Origin of the sequence: Geotalea uraniireducens, from assembly GCF_027943965.1 — a bacterium.
Classification (GTDB): Bacteria; Desulfobacterota; Desulfuromonadia; order Geobacterales; family Geobacteraceae; genus Geobacter; species Geobacter uraniireducens.
In genome coordinates this window covers 3,243,297-3,262,434 of the sequence record NZ_AP027151.1, presented here as the reverse complement: position 1 = coordinate 3,262,434, position 19,138 = coordinate 3,243,297, and the positions used below count along the sequence as shown (strand labels likewise).

Below are 19,138 nucleotides of genomic sequence, written 5' to 3'. Positions count from 1 at the left end.
GCCGTCGGTCCCCTTTTTCGTCACCTTCCCATGGATCATTATTACTGGTTTGCCTTGCGCGCCGTTCCCCGGATCGGCAATATCCTCTTCCGCCGGCTGGTCGAACGGTTCGGCTCGCCGGAAGCGGTGTTCCGGGCCGGTACTGCAGAACTGGCCACGGTCCGTGGGGTCAGCGAGGCGGTCGTCGAGGCGATCCGCCGGCACGACCCCGAACCGTTCGCCGCCGCGGAGTGCCGGGCGGTGGCGCGCGGCGGGGTGAGGATCGTTACCCTGCTCGATGCCGATTACCCGCCGCTGTTGCTGGAGATCGCCGATCCGCCGCCCTTTCTCTATGTCAAGGGGGCGCTGGCGCCGCTTGAACCGGCGGTGGCGATGGTCGGTTCGCGCCGCGCCTCCAGCTATGGCCGGACGGTGACCGAGCGGCTGGCGGAGGACTTGGCCCGCCACGGAGTGACGGTGGTCTCCGGCATGGCCCGCGGGGTCGACACGGCGGCCCACCGGGGCGCCCTGCGGGGGGGCGGGCGGACGGTCGGCGTGCTCGGCTGCGGGGTCGACCTGGTCTATCCGCCGGAGAATGCCGAGCTGTTCCGGGAGGTGGAACGCCACGGCGCCCTGGTTTCCGAATTTCCCCTCGGCACCCCGCCGCTGGCCGAGAACTTCCCGCGGCGCAACCGGATCATCAGCGGCATCTGTCGTGGCGTGCTGGTCGTCGAGGCGGCGGAGCAGAGCGGCTCGCTGATCACCGCCCGGCTGGCCCTCGATCAGGGGCGGGAGGTTTTCGCCATTCCGGGCAACATCACCAGCGGCGCCAGCCGCGGCACCAACGCCCTGATCCGCGAGGGGGCGAAACTGGTCGCCGGGGTCGAAGATATCCTGGAGGAGCTTCCCCGGTCGGCGGCAGCCGCGGCCGCGTTCCCGCCGGCGGCCGTCCCCCCCGATCTGGCTCCTGCCGAGCAGGAGCTCTACCGGATCTGCTGCGGCGAACCGGTCCATATCGACGAGATCATTGCCAGAAGCTCGTTGACAGTGGGGGATGTTTCCGCTATTTTACTCCGCCTGGAGCTGAAAGGCGTCCTAAACCAGCTCCCCGGCAAGTTTTTTGCCGCGCTTTGAGTCAAAATACCAACTGTGGTAGCGGTCCCAGCGGTGACTGCGCTGCGGCTACGGATGAGCCTATGCCTCAACACCTCGTGATCGTCGAATCGCCGGCCAAGGCGAAAACCATCGAAAAGTTTCTCGGCCATGACTACCGGGTCGTCGCCTCCTACGGCCATGTCCGGGCCCTGCCGAGCAAGCAGGGGTCCGTCGACCTGGAGCACGACTTCGAGCCGAAGTACGCGATCCTTCCCGAGAGCAAGAAGCATATCGATGCCATCAAGAAAGAGCTGAAACAGAGCGACAGCCTGCTTCTCGCTACTGACCCCGACCGCGAAGGGGAGGCGATCTCCTGGCACCTGCTGGCGGCCCTTGGCCTCGACGGCCGGAAGAGTGCTATCCCGGTCCGGCGGGTGGTCTTCCACGAAATCACCAAAGACGCCATCGTTCACGCGGTGGAAAACCCCCGCGATATTTCCCAGGAGCTGGTGGACGCCCAGCAGGCCCGGTCGATCCTCGACTACCTGGTCGGCTTCAACCTCTCCCCCTTCCTCTGGAAAAAGATCCGCTACGGCCTCTCCGCCGGTCGGGTCCAGTCGGTGGCACTCCGACTGATCTGCGAGCGGGAGAAGGAGATCAAGGCCTTCCAGGAGCGGGAATACTGGACCATCGGCGCCGAACTGGCGACGGAGCGGCGGCAGAAGTTCACCGCCAACCTGGTGGAGGCGGCCGGCAAGAAGCTGGACAAGTTCGATATTCCGGACCAAGCCGCGGCAGAGCTCCTGGTAAAGACCCTGGCACAGGGAACCTACCGGGTCGACAAAATCACCAAGAGCGAGCGGAAACGCTCGCCCGCGCCGCCGTTCACCACCTCCACCCTGCAGCAGGAGGCCTCCCGGAAGCTCGGTTTCTCGGCCAAGAAGACCATGTCCACGGCCCAGAAGCTCTACGAGGGGATCAACATCGGCGAGGGGACCGTCGGCCTCATTACCTATATGCGTACCGATAGCGTGGTCCTTTCCAACCAGGCCCTCCAAGAGGCCCACGAGGTGATCGGCGCCCTCTACGGCAAGGAATACACCCTCGCCAAACCCCGCTTCTTCAAGAACAAGGCAAAGAACGCCCAGGAGGCCCACGAGGCGATCCGCCCCACCTATATCGCCAAGACCCCGGCTGAACTGAAGAAATATCTCAGCTCCGACCAGTTCAGGCTTTACGACCTGATCTGGAAGCGGACCGTCGCCTGCCAGATGGCCGAGGCGCTCCTGGACCAGACCTCGGTGGATATCGGCGTCGGCGAGGGGTACCGGTTCCGGGCCGCCGGCACGGTGATCCGCTTCCCCGGCTTCATGAAGCTTTACATCGAAGGGACCGATGCGGCTTCCGACGTTGAGGAGCCGAAAGGCAAGGGTGACGACAAGGAGCAGAAGCTCCCGCTGCTTGCCGAAGGGGAGTCGCTGGATCTGCAGAAGCTGCTGCCCGAGCAGCACTTCACCCAGCCGCCGCCGCGCTACACCGAGGCGAGCCTGGTGAAGACCCTGGAGGAGTATGGCATCGGCCGGCCCTCCACCTACGCCTCGATCATGAACACCCTGGTGGAGCGGAAGTACGCCCGTCTCGACAGCAAACGCTTCTTCCCCGAGGATGTGGGGATGGTGGTCAACGACCTCCTGGTCAACCACTTCACCCGCTACGTCGATTACAACTTCACCGCCACCCTCGAAGAGGAGCTGGACCAGGTTTCCCGCGGCGAAAAGCGCTGGAAGCCGCTGCTCCACGAATTCTGGGGACCGTTCAGCGCCCTGCTGAAGCAGAAGGAAGGGGAGGTCAGCAAGTCGGACCTGACCACCGAGGCCACCGACGAGCTCTGCCCCGACTGCGGCCGGCCGCTGGTGGTCAAGCTCGGCAAGCGGGGGAAATTCATCGCCTGCTCCGGCTACAAGGAGGGGTGCACCTACACCCGCAACATCGAGCAGCCGGCCGGCGAGCCGACCGAGCCGGTCTTTTCCGAGGAGAAGTGCGACAAGTGTGGCAGCCCGATGCTGGTCAAGGACGGCCGGTTCGGCAAATACCTCGCCTGCTCGGCCTACCCGGCCTGCAAAAACATCCAGCCTCTGGTGAAGCCGAAGGGGACCGGTTTCACCTGCCCGGAATGCGGGGAAGGGGAACTGACCGAGAAGAAGTCCCGCTACGGCAAGATGTTCTACTCCTGCAACCGCTACCCCCAGTGCAAGTTCGCCCTCTGGGACCCGCCCCAGCCCGGCCCCTGCCCGAAGTGCGGCTTCCCGCTCCTGGTGAAGAAAGTCTACAAGCGGGAAGGGGAGTTCCTCAAGTGTCCGAAGGAAGGGTGCGATTACAAGAGCGGCGGCAGCAAATAACGTCCGCCGCGGGCCGGCCGGCGGCCGCTCCGCTGCCGTTGCCGTGAAAGTCCGCTCCCGATGACCCAGCCCAGGCCCCTCAAAAAGCACCAGGTCGCCGAGGCGATGCGCAGTGCCCTTGCCCTGCACCGGCAGGGGGACCTTGCCGCCGCCCGGGACCTCTACCGGCAAGTCCTCCAGATCGAGCCGAAGAACGCCGACGCGCTCCACCTGCTCGGGCTGCTCTGCGATGCCGAAGGACGGCTCGACCGGGCGATCGAGCTGCTCGGCAAGGCGGTCCGGCTGCAGCCCGACTTCCCCGTCTATCACAACAGCCTCGGCGTGGCGCTGCGCAAGGCCGGCCGGCCGGCCGAGGCCCGGCGCAGCCTGGAGCGGGCCGTGGCGCTCCGTCCCGGCTATGCCGAGGCGTACAGCAATCTCGGCAACCTCTGCCGGATGCTCGGCCAGCCGGCGGCAGCGCGTACCCACCTGGAGCGCGCCCTGGAGCTGGAACCGGGCAACCCGCTCTATCTCGCCAACCTCGGCGGCGCCCTCGCCGATGCCGGGCTGCTCCTTTCGGCCGTCGACCGCTACGAGCAGGTGCTGGCCCGGGCTCCGGAGTACCGGGAGGCCGCCGGCAACCTGAGCGGGCTCTATAGCCGTCTCGGCCGGCCGCGGGAGAGCCTGGCGCTGCTCCGCCGGCTGCTGGAAACGGCCCCGGCGGACGATCCCCTTGTCAGCGATTATCTCCTGACCCTCAACTATCTCGACGACTGCAGCGGGGAAGAGCTGGCCGCCGAGCACCGGCGCCTCGGCGCGCGCCTTGCCGCCGCGACTCCCGTTGCCTTTCCCCTCCGGGGAGAGTCCGCGCGGCCGCTGCGGATCGGCTACGTTTCGCCCGATTTCCACCGCCATCCGGTCGGCTTCCTCATCGAACCGGTGCTGGCGGCCCACGACCGGACGCAGTTCGAGCCGGTCTGTTACCAGGTGCATGGCCCGGACGACGACCAGACGGCGCGGCTGCGGCAGGCCGCCGCCGGCTGGCGCGATGCCCGGGGGTGGGCCGACGGGGCGCTGACTGCCCGGATCAGGGAGGACCGGATCGACATTCTCGTCGACCTGGCCGGCCATACCGCCTATAACCGGCTGGCGGTGTTCGCGGCGCAGCCGGCGCCGGTCCGGGCAAGCTGGCTCGGCTACGTCACTACCACCGGCCTGCCGGCGATGGATTACTTCATCGGTGACCCGTTCACCGTGCCCGCCGGGGACGAGCGGCTCTACCGCGAGACGGTGCTGCGGCTCCCCGGCTGCCGTTTCTGCTTCGCCCCGCCGGCCGGGGCGCCGCCGGTTTCGCCCCTGCCGGCCCTGGCCCGCGACGGGGTGACCTTCGGCTCGTTCAACAACCTCGCCAAGGTGTCGGACGAGGTGATCGCCGTCTGGGCGGCGCTCCTGCAGCGGGTGCCCGGGTCGCGGCTGCTTCTGAAATGGCGGTCGCTGGAGGTGCCGGAGGTCCGGCAGTATTACGAGGCGCGGTTCGCGGCCCGGGGGATTGCCGCCGGGCGGCTGGAGCTGCGCGGCTTCTCCCCCCACGGGGCGCAGCTGGCGGAGTATGGCGAGGTCGATCTCGCCCTCGACCCGTTCCCGTTCTCCGGCGGGATGACCAGCCTCGAAGCGCTCTGGATGGGGGTGCCGGTGCTGACGCTGGCGAACGGCCGGCCGGCCGGCATGCAGACCGCCTCGTTCCTTGCCGCCGCCGGTTTCGACCGGCTGGTTGTCCGGGATGTCGACGACTACCTGGCCCGCGGCGCGGCGCTGGCGGCGGATCTTCCGGCCTTGGCGGCGCTCCGGGCATCGCTGCGGGAGCGGCTGGCCGCCTCGCCGCTCTGCGACTGCACCGCCTTTACCGCCGACCTGGAGAGGCTGTTCCGGGAGATGTGGCGGCGCTGGTGCGCGGCGCCGCCGGCCTAGCCCGCGGCGCCCGAAGATGCAACGAAGGAACGACCATGCTTGAAGATATGCACGAACGGTGCGGCCAATGCCGCTTCGCCTATGCGCGGATCGATACCGAATGCTGGGGCGAGCAGAGCGCCCGGCGGGTGATGTGCCCGATCTGCGGCTGGACCAAGTACGAGGAACAGCGTTGGAATTTCGCCCTGGCGACGGTGACCAAGCGGAGCGTCAAGCGGGGCTACGGCGCCTACCGGCTGATCCCGCCGGGGGGCTTCTCCGGCTACAACGCCTTCCACGAGCCGCCGTCGGCGGCGGTGATCGGCCATATCCGCGAGCTGCTCGACAACGGCTGGCTGGGGTACCTCACCCTCTGGGACGAGGAGCGGGGGCGCCCCCGGCTGCTGGCCGGCTCGCCGCTGCAGCGCTACGAATTTACTGACGACGGGCCCGCGCAGGACTGAGCCTGCGAGCGGAACGGCAACGGCAGAAGGAGAACGGATGGACGAACGGATTACCGTGATCGGCGGCGGCCTGGCCGGCTGCGAGGCCGCCTGGCAGGCCGCGGAGCGGGGCGTGCCGGTGGTACTGCACGAGATGAAGCCGGAGAGATATTCCCCGGCCCACCAGCTGCCGGGGCTGGCCGAACTGGTCTGCTCCAATTCGCTGCGCGGCGAGTCGCTGGAGAACGCCGTCGGGCTCCTCAAGGAGGAGCTGCGGCGCTGCGGTTCGCTGTTCATGGCGGCGGCCGACGCCACCCGCGTTCCGGCCGGCGGTGCCCTGGCGGTGGACCGGCAGCTCTTCTCCGCTTACGTCACGGCCCGGATCGAGGGGCACCCGCTGATCGAGCTCCGCCGCGGCGAGGTGACCGAGCTGCCGGCGACGGGGCTGGTGGTGATCGCCTCCGGCCCGCTCACCAGCGAGCTGCTGGCGGAACGGCTCCGGGCGCTGACCGGCCCCGACCTCTACTTCTACGACGCCATTGCGCCGATCGTCGCCGCCGACTCCCTCGACCTGACGACGGTCTTTCGCGCTTCCCGCTACGGCAAGGGGGACGGGGACGACTACCTGAACTGCCCGCTGGACGAGGCCGGCTACGAACGGTTCGTCGACGAGCTGCTGGCCGCCGAGAAGGTGCCGGCCAAAGAATTCGAAAAGGTGATACACTTTGAGGGGTGTATGCCGATCGAGGAAATGGCGGCCCGCGGCCGGGAAACCCTCCGCTTCGGCCCGATGAAGCCGGTGGGGCTGACCGACCCGCGCACCGGCCGGGAACCCCACGCGGTGGTCCAACTCCGCGCCGAAGACCGGGCGGGGACGATGTTCAACCTGGTCGGCTTCCAGACCAAGCTCACCTGGCCCGAGCAGCGGCGGATCTTCCGGCTGCTCCCGGGGCTGGAGCGTGCCGAGTTCGTCCGGCTCGGCTCCATGCACCGCAACACCTTCATCAATGCCCCGACCCTGCTTGCCCCGACCTTCCAACTGCAGGGCGAGCGGCGCATCTTCTTTGCCGGGCAGATCACCGGGGTCGAGGGGTACGTGGAATCGGCGGGGAGCGGTTTCCTCGCCGGACTCAACGCCGCCCGGCTGGTCCGGGGCGAAGCGCCGCTGGTGCCGCCGCCGGCCACTGCCCTCGGCGCCCTGGTGGCCCATATCACCCGCGCCGACGCCCGGCATTTCCAGCCGATGAACGTCAACTACGGACTGTTTCCGCCACTGCCGGGAAAGGTGAAGAAGAAGGACCGCCGTCAGTTGCTGGCGGCGCGGGCGCTGGCGGAACTGGAACAATGGTGCGAGATTGGGGGGGCTGCCTGCCGCGCCCCGGCGTGACAACGACCACGGGGAGCAGGCGGAGCCCCGACGGAGAAGCTATGGACGACAAGGAAAAACAGGAAATATCGCTCATCGGCCGGCTCCTTTCCCTGGAGGCGCTGATCGTGGTGATGGGGATCATCTCCCTCGGCTACGGCATCTACAACCGGGCGCTGGTCAACATCTTCTGGGGGGTGCTGATCCTGATCGGCGCGGTGGTGCTTGGTTTCGTCCGGAAGAAGGACTGGAAACAGCACTGGGCGGAGCAGGAGGAGCTGCAGCGGCGCCGTGCGGCGCTGGCCAAGGAGCGGAAAGAGAGGGACCATGACGGCAACTGAGCGGATCGTCCTGGCGTCGGCCTCGCCCCGGCGGCTGGAACTCCTGGCGTCGGCCGGGGTCGAGTTCGTCGTGGCCGCCAGCGACATTCCGGAAGAGCCCATTCCCGGCGAGTCCCCGGCCGATTTCTCCCTGCGCCTCGCCCGCGACAAGGCGTTCGCCACGGCGGCCCGGATCGAGGGGCGCTGGTTCATCGGTGCCGACACCATCGTCGTTTGCGACGGCGAGATCATGGGGAAACCGGCCGATGCCGCCGATGCCGAGCGGATGCTCAACAAGCTCTCCGGCGTCCCCCACGAGGTGATCACCGGCTACGCGATCTACGACAAGGCGCGGGACAGCATGCTCGCCAAAGCGGTGACCACCCGGGTCTTTTTCAAGCCGCTCCGGCCGGAGGAGATTCGCGCCTACATCGCCACCGGCTGTCCGATGGACAAGGCCGGCGCCTACGCCATCCAGGGGGGGGCGGCGCACATGGTGACGCGGATCGACGGCTCCTACACCAACGTCGTCGGCTTGCCGCTCTGCGAAGTGGTGGAAGACTTGCGGCTTCTCGGGGCGCTCGGCGGCGCCTGAGCTGCCGAGCGCCCCGGCGAGCCGGGAGAGGAAGAGACGATGGCCATTGCCGATAATCTGCAGGCGCTTGAGCGGCGGATCGCCGCGGCGGCCCGGCGCGCCGGCCGCGAGCCGTCCGCCGTCCGGCTGGTGGCGGTATCGAAGACCCAGCCGGCGGCCGTGGTTGCCGAAGCGGCCCGGGCCGGCCAGCGGCTGTTCGGCGAGAACTACGTCCAGGAGTTCACCGCCAAGGCCGGCGCGGTTGGCGAGCCGGTGGAGTGGCACTTCATCGGCCATCTCCAGTCCAATAAGGTCAAGTACCTGGCCGGGCTGGTCACCATGATCCATTCGGTGGACCGGCTCTCCCTCGCCGAGGAGATCGACCGGCAATGGGGGCGGCTCGGCACGGCCTGCGACATCCTCATCCAGGTGAATGTCGCCGGCGAGGCGACCAAGTCCGGCACCTCGGCGGCGGCGCTCCTCGAACTGGTCCGTGCCGTGGCGGCGCTCCCCCACCTCCGGGTGCGGGGACTGATGACCATGCCCCCTTTCTTCGACGACCCGGAAGGGGCGCGCCCCTATTTCCGCGAACTGCAACGGCTGGCCGAGGTGGTGGCTGCGGCGGCCATCCCCGGGGTGACGATGGCCGAACTGTCGATGGGGATGTCCGGCGATTTCGAGGCGGCCATCGAAGAGGGCGCCACCCTGGTCCGGATCGGCACCGCCGTCTTCGGCGCGCGCGGCTGACCGCCCGGCGATTTCCCCTCTCCGGTACCTTCCCGCCATGGCGGGGCAGTCCTTGCGTCTGCCCTGCTTTTCGAAAAGCCGATACGCCCCCTCCCCAGCGGCTCCCGGACTCGTCATTTAACGGCCCGTCCCGGCGAATCGCCGGCCTGGTTGCCTGCGTTGGCGACGTGTGGTGAAGAGGATAGCGAAAGCGCCGTGCCGGGAGATTCCCGGCCGGCGCTATTTTGTTGTTCCGGAAAATTGCCGGTTTTGTTATAAAAAATACAGTCACTCATTTGCCCGGAGGTTACTGATTTTGCGCCGTTTCGTCTCGTTGTTCGTCCTCTGCCTGCTCTGCGCCAGCCCCGTCTACGCCGCCATCAGCAAGGCCCCGCCGGTCCCCCCGGCCCCTTCCGCCGCCCAGGGGGCAAGCGTCCCGATCCTCCTCTATCACCGCCTCGGGCCGGTGGTGGCCGATGGCATGACAATTGCCACGCCGACCTTCGAGAGCCAGCTCCGCTATCTCCGCGATAACGGCTACCAGGTGATCCCGCTCCGCCGGCTGGTCGACTGGTATCTCGGCACGGCGCCGGCGCCGCCGGCCAAAGCGGTGGTGATCGTCGCCGATGACGGTCACAAGTCGATCTATACCGACATGCTGCCGCTGGTGCGGAAATACCGGGTGCCGGTGACCCTCTTCATCTACCCGTCGGCCATCTCCAACGCCAAGTACGCGATGACCTGGGACCAGCTGCGGGAGCTGAAGAAGACCGGGCTGTTCGATTTCCAGTCCCATACCTACTGGCATCCGAATTTCAAGAAGGAGCGGAAGCGGCTGAAGCCGGCGGAGTTCGACCGGTTCACCGCGATGCAGCTGCAGAAGTCGAAAGAGAAGATCGAGCGGGAGCTCGGCGGGCGGGTGGAGATGCTTGCCTGGCCCTTCGGCATCTACGACGACGACCTGATCAGGCGGGCGGCGGCGGCCGGTTACCGGGCCACCTTCACCATCGAGCGGCACCACGCGACGGCGGCGGACAAGGTGATGAAACTCCCCCGCTACCTGCTGGTCGCCGCCGACCAGGGGAAGGCGTTCGCCCAGCTGCTGGCCGGGCACGGGCCGCAGCGGCACGTGGTCTATTGAGCGGGGGTGGGGACGTGGATCGGGCACCGGACAAAAAGCATCCCTGCCCCGATTGCCGCCACTGCCAGTGGTGCGGCGACGACCGCTGCGCCCTTTGTCTCCGGCCGGCGGCCGCTCGGCGCAAGCTCTCGATGGCGGAGCAGATCGCCCTGTACGAAGCGTTGAATAATCCCACTTCCCCGACACGGAGCGAACCCCCCGATGACCAAGAAGAAACTGATCGGTGAACTGTTCATCGAAAGCGGCCTGATCACCGAGCTGACCCTGCAGCGGGCGCTGGCCCGTTCCCGGCGGCTCAACAAGAAGCTCGGCACCACCCTGGAGGAGATCGAGCTGATCACCGGCGACGAGCTGGCCTATGCCCTCGCCAACCAGTACGGCTGCAAGGTGATCAAGGACTTCGCCCGCTACACCTTCGCCGGCGAGCTGCTCGAACTGATCCCGGTGGAGGTGGCGATGCAGCACCTCCTCTTTCCCCTCAAGCTGGAAGGGAAAAAGCTGGCGATCGCCGTCGCCGATCCGCTCGAAGCGCCGGTCGCCACCAACCTGGCCGCCGAGCACGGGCTGACGGTCTACCCGTTCGTGGCGACCCGCCGCGACATCATCGTCGCCATCGCCCGCCATTATCTCGGCAAAGAGCCCGCCGCCGCCCGGGAGCCGACGGTGCTGGTGGTGGAGGACAGTACGCTGCTGCAAACGATGATGGCCGACGTGCTGACGAAGGAAGGGTACAAGGTGCTGGTGGAGAAGGACGGGATGGAGGGGTACAAAAGTGCCCTGGCGGATGGCCCCCAGGTGATCGTCACCAACCGGGAGATTCCGAAGCTGAACGGCTACGCCCTGTTCGACGCCTTGCAGAACATCCCCGAGACCCGGAACATCCCGGTGATCCTGGTCTCCGGGAGTTCCGATCCCGAGGAGGAGGCGCGGGCCTTCGCCAAGGGGTTCTTCGACTATATTGCCAAACCGGTCAAGGAAGTGACCCTCGTTACCCGGGTGAAGCGGGCCTTCCAGACCGCCGAGCGGGAGCTGGCCCTGCTCTGACGGTTACTTGCGGCCGAGTTCCGCCGAACGGGCCACCGCCGCGTCGACGGCGGCGAGCACCGCGCTGCGGAAGCCGTGCCGTTCCAGGGCCGCCTGGGCGGCAATGGTGGTGCCGCCGGGGGAGGTAACCTTGTCGCGGAGTACCGCCGGATGGTCGCCGCTGTCGCTGAGCAGCCGGGCGGCGCCGAGGACGGTCTGGATGGCGAGCCGGTTGGCCGTCTCCCGCGGCAGGCCGTTCTTGACCCCGGCATCGGCCAGCGCCTCGACGAAGGTGAAGACGTAGGCGGGGCCGCTGCCGGAGAGCCCGGTCACCGCATCCATCAGTTTCTCCTCCACCTCGCAGACGGTGCCGACCAGTTCGAAGATCTGCCGGGCGCAGGCCAGGTCGGCATCGCCGGCGGCGCCGCCGCGGCAGATGGCCGTCGCCCCGGCCAGGACCAGCGCCGGCGTGTTCGGCATCACCCGCACCACCCGCACCGGTCCGGCGCAGGCGTCCTCGATGGCGTCGATCGTCACCCCGGCCATGATCGAAATCAACAGCTTCTCCTGCAGCGCCGGCCGCTCCAGCCCGGCGATCATCCCGGAAAAGACCTGGGGCTTCACCGCGATCACCACCGTGTCGCAGTCGGCCAGCACGGTACCGTTGTCGGGGCTTACCCGCACGCCGTAGCTAGCGGCGAGGTATTCCCGCCGGGCCGCCACCGGTTCGGCGACGGTGATCGCCGCGGCCGCCACCCCGCCGGCGCACAGCCCCTTGATGATCGCCTCCGCCATGTTGCCGCCGCCAATGAAACCGAGCTTCCGCTCCGCAAGTATCGTCATCTCTTGCTATCCCTCCCGTCGTTCAGTGCGCATCGTTGATCCGTCTCCGTAGAAATAGAGCTCACGCCGCAAAAAGTCAATACGAATAATCGCCCTAACCGCCCGGGGAATGACCGTTTTTGGGGGAAATACCCGTTGGGAGAAAAAAACGTTGACACCCGTCTGCCTTTGTATTATAAAGCACGCCTTGTGCGTGGCGGGTAAACAGAAAGTTTAGAAATGCTAAACTCGTCATTGTACAGAATGTTTAGAAATGCTAAACTCGGTATCTGACAAAATGTTTAGCATTTGTAAACACGGAGGTTCACTTGAAGATCGGCGAGCGGTTGAAGCGGCTCCGGATGATCAACTCCCTGACCCAGGAAGAGTTGGCGAGCCGGGCCGACCTGACCAAGGGATACATCTCTCAGCTGGAGAACGATGCCACCTCCCCGTCCATCGCCACCCTGAAGGATATCCTCGACGTCTTCGGCGTCAGCATGCAGGAGTTCTTCGGCGAGACGACCGACGAGGAGAGCGTGGTGTTCGGCAAGGATGCCCGGGTCCAGCCGGGCAATGAAGATGACCGGATCCGGGTCGAGCTGCTGGTGCCGGGGGCGCAGAACCGGGAGATGGATCCGGTGCTGGTGACCCTCGAACCCGGGGAGGAGATGGACGAGCAGCCGTTTCACGAGGGGGAGGAGTTCGGCTTCGTCCTCCTGGGGAAGATCGAGCTCCGGCTCGACGACAAGCTGCACACGGTGAAGAAGGATGAGTGCTTTTATTTCACCTCGGATAAGCGGCATTCGGTGAAGAATGTCGGCAAGGGGCAGGCGAAGATCTTGTGGGTGGTGACACCGCCCACATTCTACTATTAAGGGGGGGGCGAGGTCTTCCGACCATCTCGACGCCGTGTCCTCGAAACTCTGCCTCGACGTAGCGCTGCTACGCCTCGGCACGGTTTCTGCGGGCCGACGCCGATCTGGCCGAAATCTCTCGCCCCGGGGGAACATGCCGTGGGTCATCACGTGGCCGCAGGCCCGGGTTAAAAGGTATAAACTACGAACAGACTAATCAGGGGCGTCAGATTTGCGATGATGACGGTGTCGGAGAGGAGGCAGGCCCGCAGGCGTAGCAGCGCTACGTCGAGGAGCCTGCCGACGAGCCGGCAGCGTCAGGGCGCAAAGATGGCGGCCCTTCTGTGGAGGATGCAATGAGCAAAGTTCTGATAATCGGTGCCGGCGGCGTCGGCCAGGTCGTGGCCCACAAATGCGCCCAGCGGCGGGATATCTTCAGCGAGATCACTCTCGCTTCGCGGACCAAGAGCAAGTGCGACGCTATCGCCGCCCAGCTGAACAACTCCATCAATACCGCCCGGGTTGATGCCGACAACGTCCCCGAGTTGGTGGCGCTGATCAAGGAGGTGCAGCCCAAGCTGGTGATCAATGTGGCGCTTCCCTACCAGGATCTGCATATTATGGACGCCTGCCTGGAGACCGGCGTCGACTACCTCGATACCGCCAACTACGAGCCGCTCGATACCGCCAAGTTCGAGTACTCCTGGCAGTGGGCCTACCAGGAGCGCTTCAAACAGGCCGGGATCATGGCGCTGTTGGGCTCCGGCTTCGACCCGGGGGTGACCAACGTTTACACTGCCCTGGCGGCCAAAAAGTACCTCGACGTGGTGGAGGAGATCGACATCATCGACGCTAACGCCGGCTCCCACGGCCAGCCGTTCGCCACCAACTTCAATCCGGAGATCAACATCCGCGAAGTGACCGCCACCTGCCGCCACTGGGAAAACGGCGCCTTCCAGGAGTCGCCGCCGCTCTCCACCAAGCGGGTCTTCGACTTCCCCGAGGGGATCGGGCCGATGAACATCTACCGCCTCTATCACGAGGAGATGGAGTCGCTGGTCAGACATATCCCGACCATCAAGAAGGCCCAGTTCTGGATGACCTTCTCCGACAACTACCTCAAGCACCTGGAGGTGCTGCAGAACGTCGGGATGACCCGCATCGACGAGGTGGAGTTCCAGGGGCAGAAGATCGTCCCGATCCAGTTCCTCAAGGCGCTCCTTCCCGACCCGGGGTCGCTGGGGCCGCTGACCAAGGGGAAAACCTGCATCGGCGTCATCGCCCGCGGCACCAAGGACGGCCAGCGGAAGCAGGTCTACATCTACAACATCTGCGACCACGAGGCATGCTACAAGGAAGTCCAGTCCCAGGCGATCAGCTACACCACCGGCGTCCCGGCGGTGGTCGGGGCGATCATGATGCTGACCGGCAAATGGCATGCCCCCGGCGTCTGGAACATGGAGCAGTTCGATCCGGAGGTGTTCCTCAAGGAGCTCGGACCGATGGGGCTGCCCGAGGTGGTGGTCGAAGGGGCGTGGCCGGAGCTGTAGAAACGTCGTCCGTGCGACGTTCCCCGTTCTTTAGATTGTTGTCTTCGCTGAGCATTAACAACAACTAGGAGGTAGCGCAATGAAACGGTTGATGCTGTTTACCCTGCTGCTCTCGCTGTTGGTGCCCGTGGCCGCCTTTGCCGGCGGGTTGGAGGATTTCCTCTCCAGCGTCAACATCCAGGCGCGGGCCGACCTGCCGGGCTTTTCCGCCAAGGTCAGCGCCCAGTTCGGCGTGCCGGTCGCTCAGGTGCAGGCTATCGTTCGTACGGTGAGCGAACCGGCCGATGCCTTCATGGTCTTTCAGCTCGGCCAGTTCTCCGGACAACAGCCGGAGCGGGTCCTGGACGTCTACCAGAGAAGCAAGGGCAAAGGGTGGGGCGTCATCGCCAAGCAGTTGGGAATCAAGCCCGGCTCGGCCGAATTCCATGCCCTGAAGCGAGGCGATCTCCATTTTACCGGGGCACCGGCTGCCGACGAGGGACCCGGCCGCGGCAAAAGCAAGGGGAAAGGTCACGGCAAGGGGCACAAGAAGTAAGACAGTTCGGGGTGGTTTGCTCCGTGCAGATCATGGTGTTGGTCCTCTTTATGGAAGGCACAAGAAGTAAGACAGTTGGAGGTGGTTTGCTCCCCCGCCCTTTATGGGAGGGGGTAGGGGGGAGGGTGGTTGATGCCGCTGAACCTGACACAAGCGGCGAGAGCGCTCCGGAGAGATTCCACCGATGCCGAGCGGCTTCTGTGGCAACACCTGAAAGCCAGACAGCTCGATGGGCTGAAATTTGGGCGCCAGGGACAGATCAGTCGTTTTATCGCTGATTTTGTCTGCTTCGAGAAAGGGCTGATTGTCGAGGCCGACGGTGGTCAGCACGTCCATGAGGTTGAGAAAGACGGGGAGCGGACTGCCTGGCTGAACGCGCAAGGGTTTACGTTCTCCGCTTCTGGAATCATGAGATCCTTGCCAATGTCGAAGGGGTTCTCGAAGTGATACAGGGACATTGTCGGGGGTGATTTGGGGGAGCCCCCTCACCCCGGCCCTCTCCCACGAAGGGGAGAGGGGGACAATTGATTGGCTGTTCGATGAATACTGACTGTTCGTTTGCCTGTCCCCCCCGCCCTTTCCTTTATGGTAGGGGGGGAGGGCAATGGTGAAGGTGCCCTAGGGAAGAGGGCAATCTTAGCTCGCCCCCTCACCCCGGCCCTCTTCCACGAAGTGGAGAGGGAGCTGTAGATTATCGCTTGAAAAGGTTCTCAACCATTGACCGGTATCGACATCCCGAAAATTCTTGAGCTCGCCCCGTCCCCCGCCTATGTGGTGGACCTGGGGCGGCTGCGCCACAATCTGGCGATCCTCGACGAGGTGCAGCGGCGTTCCGGCGCCAAGATCCTCCTGGCGCTGAAGGCGTTCGCCATGTGGTCGGTCTTTCCGCTGCTCCGCGAAACCCTCCACGGGGTCTGTGCCAGCTCGCCCTGGGAGGCGCGGCTCGGCTACGAGCAGTTCGGCCGCGAGGTGCACAGCTTCGCCGCCGCCTTCAAGGAGTCGGATGTCGTCGAACTGCTTTCGACCTCCAATCACCTGGTCTTCAACTCCTTCAACCAGCTGGAGCGCTTCCGGCCGTTGTGGGAGAGGAGCGGCGTCTCGATCGGCCTGCGGGTGAACCCGGAGCATTCCGAGGGGCATACCGCCATCTACGACCCGTGCGCGCCGCTGTCGCGGCTCGGCATCCCGCACCGCGAGTTCGCCGGTCGGTCGCTCGCCGGGGTGGAGGGGCTCCATTTCCACACCCTCTGCGAGCAGCTGTTCGAGCCGCTGGCCCGGACCGCCCGGGTCTTCGAGGAGAAGTTCGGCCCGCTGCTCCACGGCATGAAATGGCTGAACCTCGGTGGCGGCCACCACATCACCCGCGAGGGGTACGATCTCGACGGGCTGGTGGAACTGGTCAAATATTTCCGGGAGAAGTACGACGTCGAGGTTTACCTGGAGCCGGGGGAGGCGGTGGCGATCGGCACCGGCGTCCTGGTGAGCGAGGTGCTCGACGTGGTGCACAACGTCATGGATATCGCCATCCTCGACGTCTCGGCCACCTGCCACATGCCGGACATCCTCGAGATGCCCTACCGGCCGACGATCACCGGCGGCGGCGAAGCCGGCGAACTGGCCCACACCTACCGGCTCGGCGGCCCCTCCTGTCTGGCGGGGGACGTGATCGGCGACTGGTCCTTCGCCGCGCCGCTCAAGCCGGGTGATCGGCTGGCCTTCGAGGACATGGCCCATTACACGATGGTCAAGACCACCACCTTCAACGGCATCCAGCATCCGGCCATCTGTACGTATGAGCCGGCGGGGGGGGAGTTGCGGGTGGTGCGGCGGTTTGGGTATGAGGATTTCAGGGGCAAGCTGTCCTGAGGGGGGGGAGGGGCGAGGTCTTCCGACCATCTCGACGCCGTGTCCTCGAAACCCTGCCTCGACGTAGCGCTGCGAGCCTCACCCAATCCCTCTCCCAAGGGGAGAGGGCAAGGCATGCTCTCCCCCTCTGGGGGAGAGATAGAGAGGGCTGCCTCGGCACGGTTTCTGCGGGCCGACGCCGATCTGGCCGAAATCTCTCGCCCCGGAGGATATTGGGACTGGCAATGAAGGCTGCTGGGGGGCGAGGCCGCAGGTCAACTCGAAATCTTGCGCTCCGATGGAAAGTCGGGGTTTTACCATAAATACGTTACAGATCGTTACCGCGGCGGCAGATTCGCGATGCTAACGGTACCCACCGCCGTTAGCGCGCGAAAATGGCGCCGCCTTCAGGAGAGCATATGGAACGCTGGTCGATCAACGACTCCGCCAAAATCTACAACCTCAACAACTGGGGTGCCGACCTCTTCTCGATCAACAAGAAGGGGAACGTCTGCGTCCACCCGTCCCCCACCTCCAAGTCGTCCATCGACCTGCGCGCCCTGGTCGACGACCTGATCAAGCGGAAGATCAAGCCGCCGATCCTGCTCCGCTTCATGGACGTCCTCCAGGGGCGGATCGCCAGTATCAACCGGGTCTTCAAGAACGCCATCGCCGAGAACAACTACCCGGCCACGTACCAGACCTTCTACCCGATCAAGGTGAACCAGCAGCGGCAGGTGGTCGAGGCGATCGCCAACTTCGGCAAGCGCTACAACATCGGCCTCGAAGTCGGCTCCAAGCCCGAACTGGTGATCGGCATCTCCTTCGCCACCGGCAACAACATTCCGATCATCTGCAACGGCTACAAGGACACCGAGTACATCGAGACGGTCCTCTACGCCACCAGGATCGGCTTCGACATCACCATCGTCGTCGAGAAGATGTTCGAGCTGGAGAAGATCCTCGCCCTCTCCAAGAAGACCGGCATCAAGCCCAAGCTCGGCATCCGGGTCAAGCTCTCCTCCAAGGGGACCGGCAAGTGGGCCACCTCCGGCGGCGAAGACGCCAAGTTCGGCCTGCGGATGTCGGAGATCATCGCCGCCATCGGCCTGCTCGAAGAGCACGAGCTGCTCGACCGGGTCAAGCTGATCCATTTCCACATCGGCAGCCAGATCACCAAGATCGACAAGATCAAGAGCGCCCTGATCGAGGGGACCCGGGTCTACGCCGAGATGCGCAAGCTCGGGGTCGGCATCGAATACGTCGACATCGGCGGCGGCCTCGGCGTCGACTACGACGGCTCCAAGTCGAGCTACTTCTCCAGCGTCAACTACTCCATCGAAGAGTACGCCAACGACGTCGTCTACCAGATCAAGAACATCTGCGAAGACGCCGGCGTCGACTGCCCGAACATCATTTCCGAATCGGGCCGGGCCACCGTCGCCCACTATTCGGTGCTGATCACCAACGTCCTCAATACCAACACCACCAGCGTCATGCCCGATTTCGAGGAGACCCTCGAAGAGATGGACAAACTGGCGCCGACGGTCAAGAAGCTGATGGACATCTACACCAGCATCGACCGCTACTCGCTCCGCGAGGACTACCACGACACCCTGCAGCTGATCCAGGAGGCGGTCAGCCTGTTCAATCTCGGCTACCTGACCCTCCAGGACCGGGCGATCGCCGAATGGCTCTATAGCAAAATCCTCCGCAAGATCAACGGCATCGTCGAGAAGATCAAGCCAATCCCCGAAGAGCTGCAGAATTTCTCGTTGAGCCTGCGGCAGACCTATTTCGCCAACTTCTCGCTCTTCCAGTCGATTCCGGACTCCTGGGCCATCGACCAGCTCTTTCCGATCGTCCCGCTGCAGCGGCTCAACCAGAAGCCGGACGTCATGGCCTCCATCGCCGACATCACCTGCGACTCCGACGGCGAGATCTCCAGCTTCGTCGGCGAGAACGGCCGGACCAAGTATCTGCCGCTGCACAAGATCCGCAAGGACGAGGACTACTATATCGGCTTCTTCCTGATCGGCGCCTACCAGGAGATCCTCGGCGACATGCACAACCTGTTCGGCGACACCAACGCCGTCCATGTCACGTTCAACAAGAAGACCAACTACAAGATCGACACGGTCATCAACGGCGATGCCACCTGGGAAAGCCTGAAATACGTGCAGTACAAGGGACCGGAGATCCTCAAGCGGGTCCGGGACAACCTGGAGAAGGAAGTGGCGCTGCGCAAGGTGACCATCGAAGAGAGCAGCCATTTCCTGGAGCTGCTCGACCGGACGCTGCTCGGCTATACCTACCTGAGCGGCTAGCCGGCCTGGCATTTCGGCTGCGGTGAAAAACGCCCCCGATGTTTCCGATGCGGAATGTCAGGGGCGTTTTTTTTTTGTGTGCCCTGGGTCGCTGCGCAGGCGGCCGGGGCGGGGGCGACGGCAAAAAGTTCCTACCGGTAGTAACTTTTCGGGAATATGCGGGAATGTTGCGAAATTTTCTTTATTGGCCGGCGGGAATTTGCTATGGGT

At 65.2% G+C, this 19,138-nt stretch carries 17 protein-coding genes and 1 pseudogene; 17 read left to right on the top strand and 1 reads right to left on the bottom strand.

Annotated features, from left to right (window positions below; translation table 11 throughout):
• Window positions 1-30: 30 nt before the first annotated feature.
• The 11 genes from dprA to QMN23_RS15150 all read left to right on the top strand — a co-directional run bounded on the left by dprA (window position 31) and on the right by QMN23_RS15150 (window position 11,013).
• Window positions 31-1,113 carry a DNA-processing protein DprA gene (gene dprA / locus QMN23_RS15200; RefSeq protein ID WP_282000179.1) on the top strand — a complete coding sequence of 361 codons (1,083 nt, stop codon included), beginning with the start codon at window positions 31-33 and terminating at the stop codon, window positions 1,111-1,113.
• 62 nt (window positions 1,114-1,175) lie between these two features.
• Window positions 1,176-3,473 (top strand): type I DNA topoisomerase, encoded by a 2,298-nt coding sequence (gene topA / locus QMN23_RS15195; RefSeq protein WP_282000178.1) that lies wholly within the window; start codon window positions 1,176-1,178, stop codon window positions 3,471-3,473.
• Between the two features lie 60 nt (window positions 3,474-3,533).
• Window positions 3,534-5,420 (top strand): tetratricopeptide repeat protein, encoded by a 1,887-nt coding sequence (locus tag QMN23_RS15190; RefSeq protein ID WP_282000177.1) that lies wholly within the window; start codon window positions 3,534-3,536, stop codon window positions 5,418-5,420.
• Window positions 5,421-5,455: 35 nt separating this feature from the next.
• Window positions 5,456-5,863: a hypothetical protein gene (locus QMN23_RS15185; protein ID WP_282000176.1), complete on the top strand. Its 408-nt coding sequence runs from the start codon at window positions 5,456-5,458 to the stop codon at window positions 5,861-5,863.
• A 37-nt stretch (window positions 5,864-5,900) separates the two neighbouring features.
• Window positions 5,901-7,229 (top strand): methylenetetrahydrofolate--tRNA-(uracil(54)-C(5))-methyltransferase (FADH(2)-oxidizing) TrmFO, encoded by a 1,329-nt coding sequence (trmFO, locus tag QMN23_RS15180; protein ID WP_282000175.1) that lies wholly within the window; start codon window positions 5,901-5,903, stop codon window positions 7,227-7,229.
• A gap of 41 nt (window positions 7,230-7,270) precedes the next feature.
• Window positions 7,271-7,549, top strand: a complete 279-nt coding sequence (locus QMN23_RS15175; protein ID WP_282000174.1) for a hypothetical protein — start codon at window positions 7,271-7,273, stop codon at window positions 7,547-7,549.
• Complete coding sequence (locus QMN23_RS15170; RefSeq protein WP_282000173.1) at window positions 7,536-8,123, top strand: Maf family nucleotide pyrophosphatase; 588 nt, start codon at window positions 7,536-7,538, stop codon at window positions 8,121-8,123. The genes QMN23_RS15175 and QMN23_RS15170 overlap by 14 nt, the downstream gene beginning before the upstream one ends.
• A gap of 39 nt (window positions 8,124-8,162) precedes the next feature.
• The gene (locus tag QMN23_RS15165; RefSeq protein ID WP_282000172.1) at window positions 8,163-8,849 is read left to right on the top strand and encodes a YggS family pyridoxal phosphate-dependent enzyme; all 687 of its coding nucleotides are present in this window, start codon (window positions 8,163-8,165) and stop codon (window positions 8,847-8,849) included.
• A 295-nt stretch (window positions 8,850-9,144) separates the two neighbouring features.
• Complete coding sequence (locus tag QMN23_RS15160; protein WP_432613078.1) at window positions 9,145-9,969, top strand: polysaccharide deacetylase family protein; 825 nt, start codon at window positions 9,145-9,147, stop codon at window positions 9,967-9,969.
• 14 nt (window positions 9,970-9,983) lie between these two features.
• Window positions 9,984-10,196: a hypothetical protein gene (locus tag QMN23_RS15155; RefSeq protein WP_282000171.1), complete on the top strand. Its 213-nt coding sequence runs from the start codon at window positions 9,984-9,986 to the stop codon at window positions 10,194-10,196.
• Window positions 10,171-11,013: a response regulator gene (locus tag QMN23_RS15150; protein ID WP_282000170.1), complete on the top strand. Its 843-nt coding sequence runs from the start codon at window positions 10,171-10,173 to the stop codon at window positions 11,011-11,013. The genes QMN23_RS15155 and QMN23_RS15150 overlap by 26 nt, the downstream gene beginning before the upstream one ends.
• 3 nt (window positions 11,014-11,016) lie before the next feature.
• On the opposite strand, the gene proC is transcribed toward QMN23_RS15150, so the two are convergent.
• Window positions 11,017-11,835 (bottom strand): pyrroline-5-carboxylate reductase, encoded by an 819-nt coding sequence (proC, locus tag QMN23_RS15145; protein ID WP_282000169.1) that lies wholly within the window; start codon window positions 11,833-11,835, stop codon window positions 11,017-11,019.
• A gap of 308 nt (window positions 11,836-12,143) precedes the next feature.
• Here proC and QMN23_RS15140 point away from each other — a divergent pair, with 308 nt between their 5' ends.
• The 6 genes and pseudogenes from QMN23_RS15140 to speA all read left to right on the top strand — a co-directional run bounded on the left by QMN23_RS15140 (window position 12,144) and on the right by speA (window position 18,928).
• Window positions 12,144-12,692 carry a helix-turn-helix domain-containing protein gene (locus QMN23_RS15140; RefSeq protein WP_282000168.1) on the top strand — a complete coding sequence of 183 codons (549 nt, stop codon included), beginning with the start codon at window positions 12,144-12,146 and terminating at the stop codon, window positions 12,690-12,692.
• Window positions 12,693-13,027: 335 nt separating this feature from the next.
• Window positions 13,028-14,221 carry a saccharopine dehydrogenase family protein gene (locus tag QMN23_RS15135; protein ID WP_282000167.1) on the top strand — a complete coding sequence of 398 codons (1,194 nt, stop codon included), beginning with the start codon at window positions 13,028-13,030 and terminating at the stop codon, window positions 14,219-14,221.
• Between the two features lie 79 nt (window positions 14,222-14,300).
• The gene (locus QMN23_RS15130) at window positions 14,301-14,756 is read left to right on the top strand and encodes a hypothetical protein (RefSeq protein ID WP_282000166.1); all 456 of its coding nucleotides are present in this window, start codon (window positions 14,301-14,303) and stop codon (window positions 14,754-14,756) included.
• A 132-nt stretch (window positions 14,757-14,888) separates the two neighbouring features.
• Window positions 14,889-15,226: pseudogene (locus tag QMN23_RS19710) on the top strand (endonuclease domain-containing protein).
• Between the two features lie 247 nt (window positions 15,227-15,473).
• A complete protein-coding gene (gene nspC / locus QMN23_RS15115) occupies window positions 15,474-16,622 on the top strand; it encodes a carboxynorspermidine decarboxylase (protein ID WP_282000165.1) in 1,149 nt (382 codons plus the stop codon).
• A gap of 398 nt (window positions 16,623-17,020) precedes the next feature.
• A complete protein-coding gene (speA, locus tag QMN23_RS15110) occupies window positions 17,021-18,928 on the top strand; it encodes an arginine decarboxylase (protein ID WP_282000164.1) in 1,908 nt (635 codons plus the stop codon).
• Window positions 18,929-19,138: the final 210 nt, after the last annotated feature.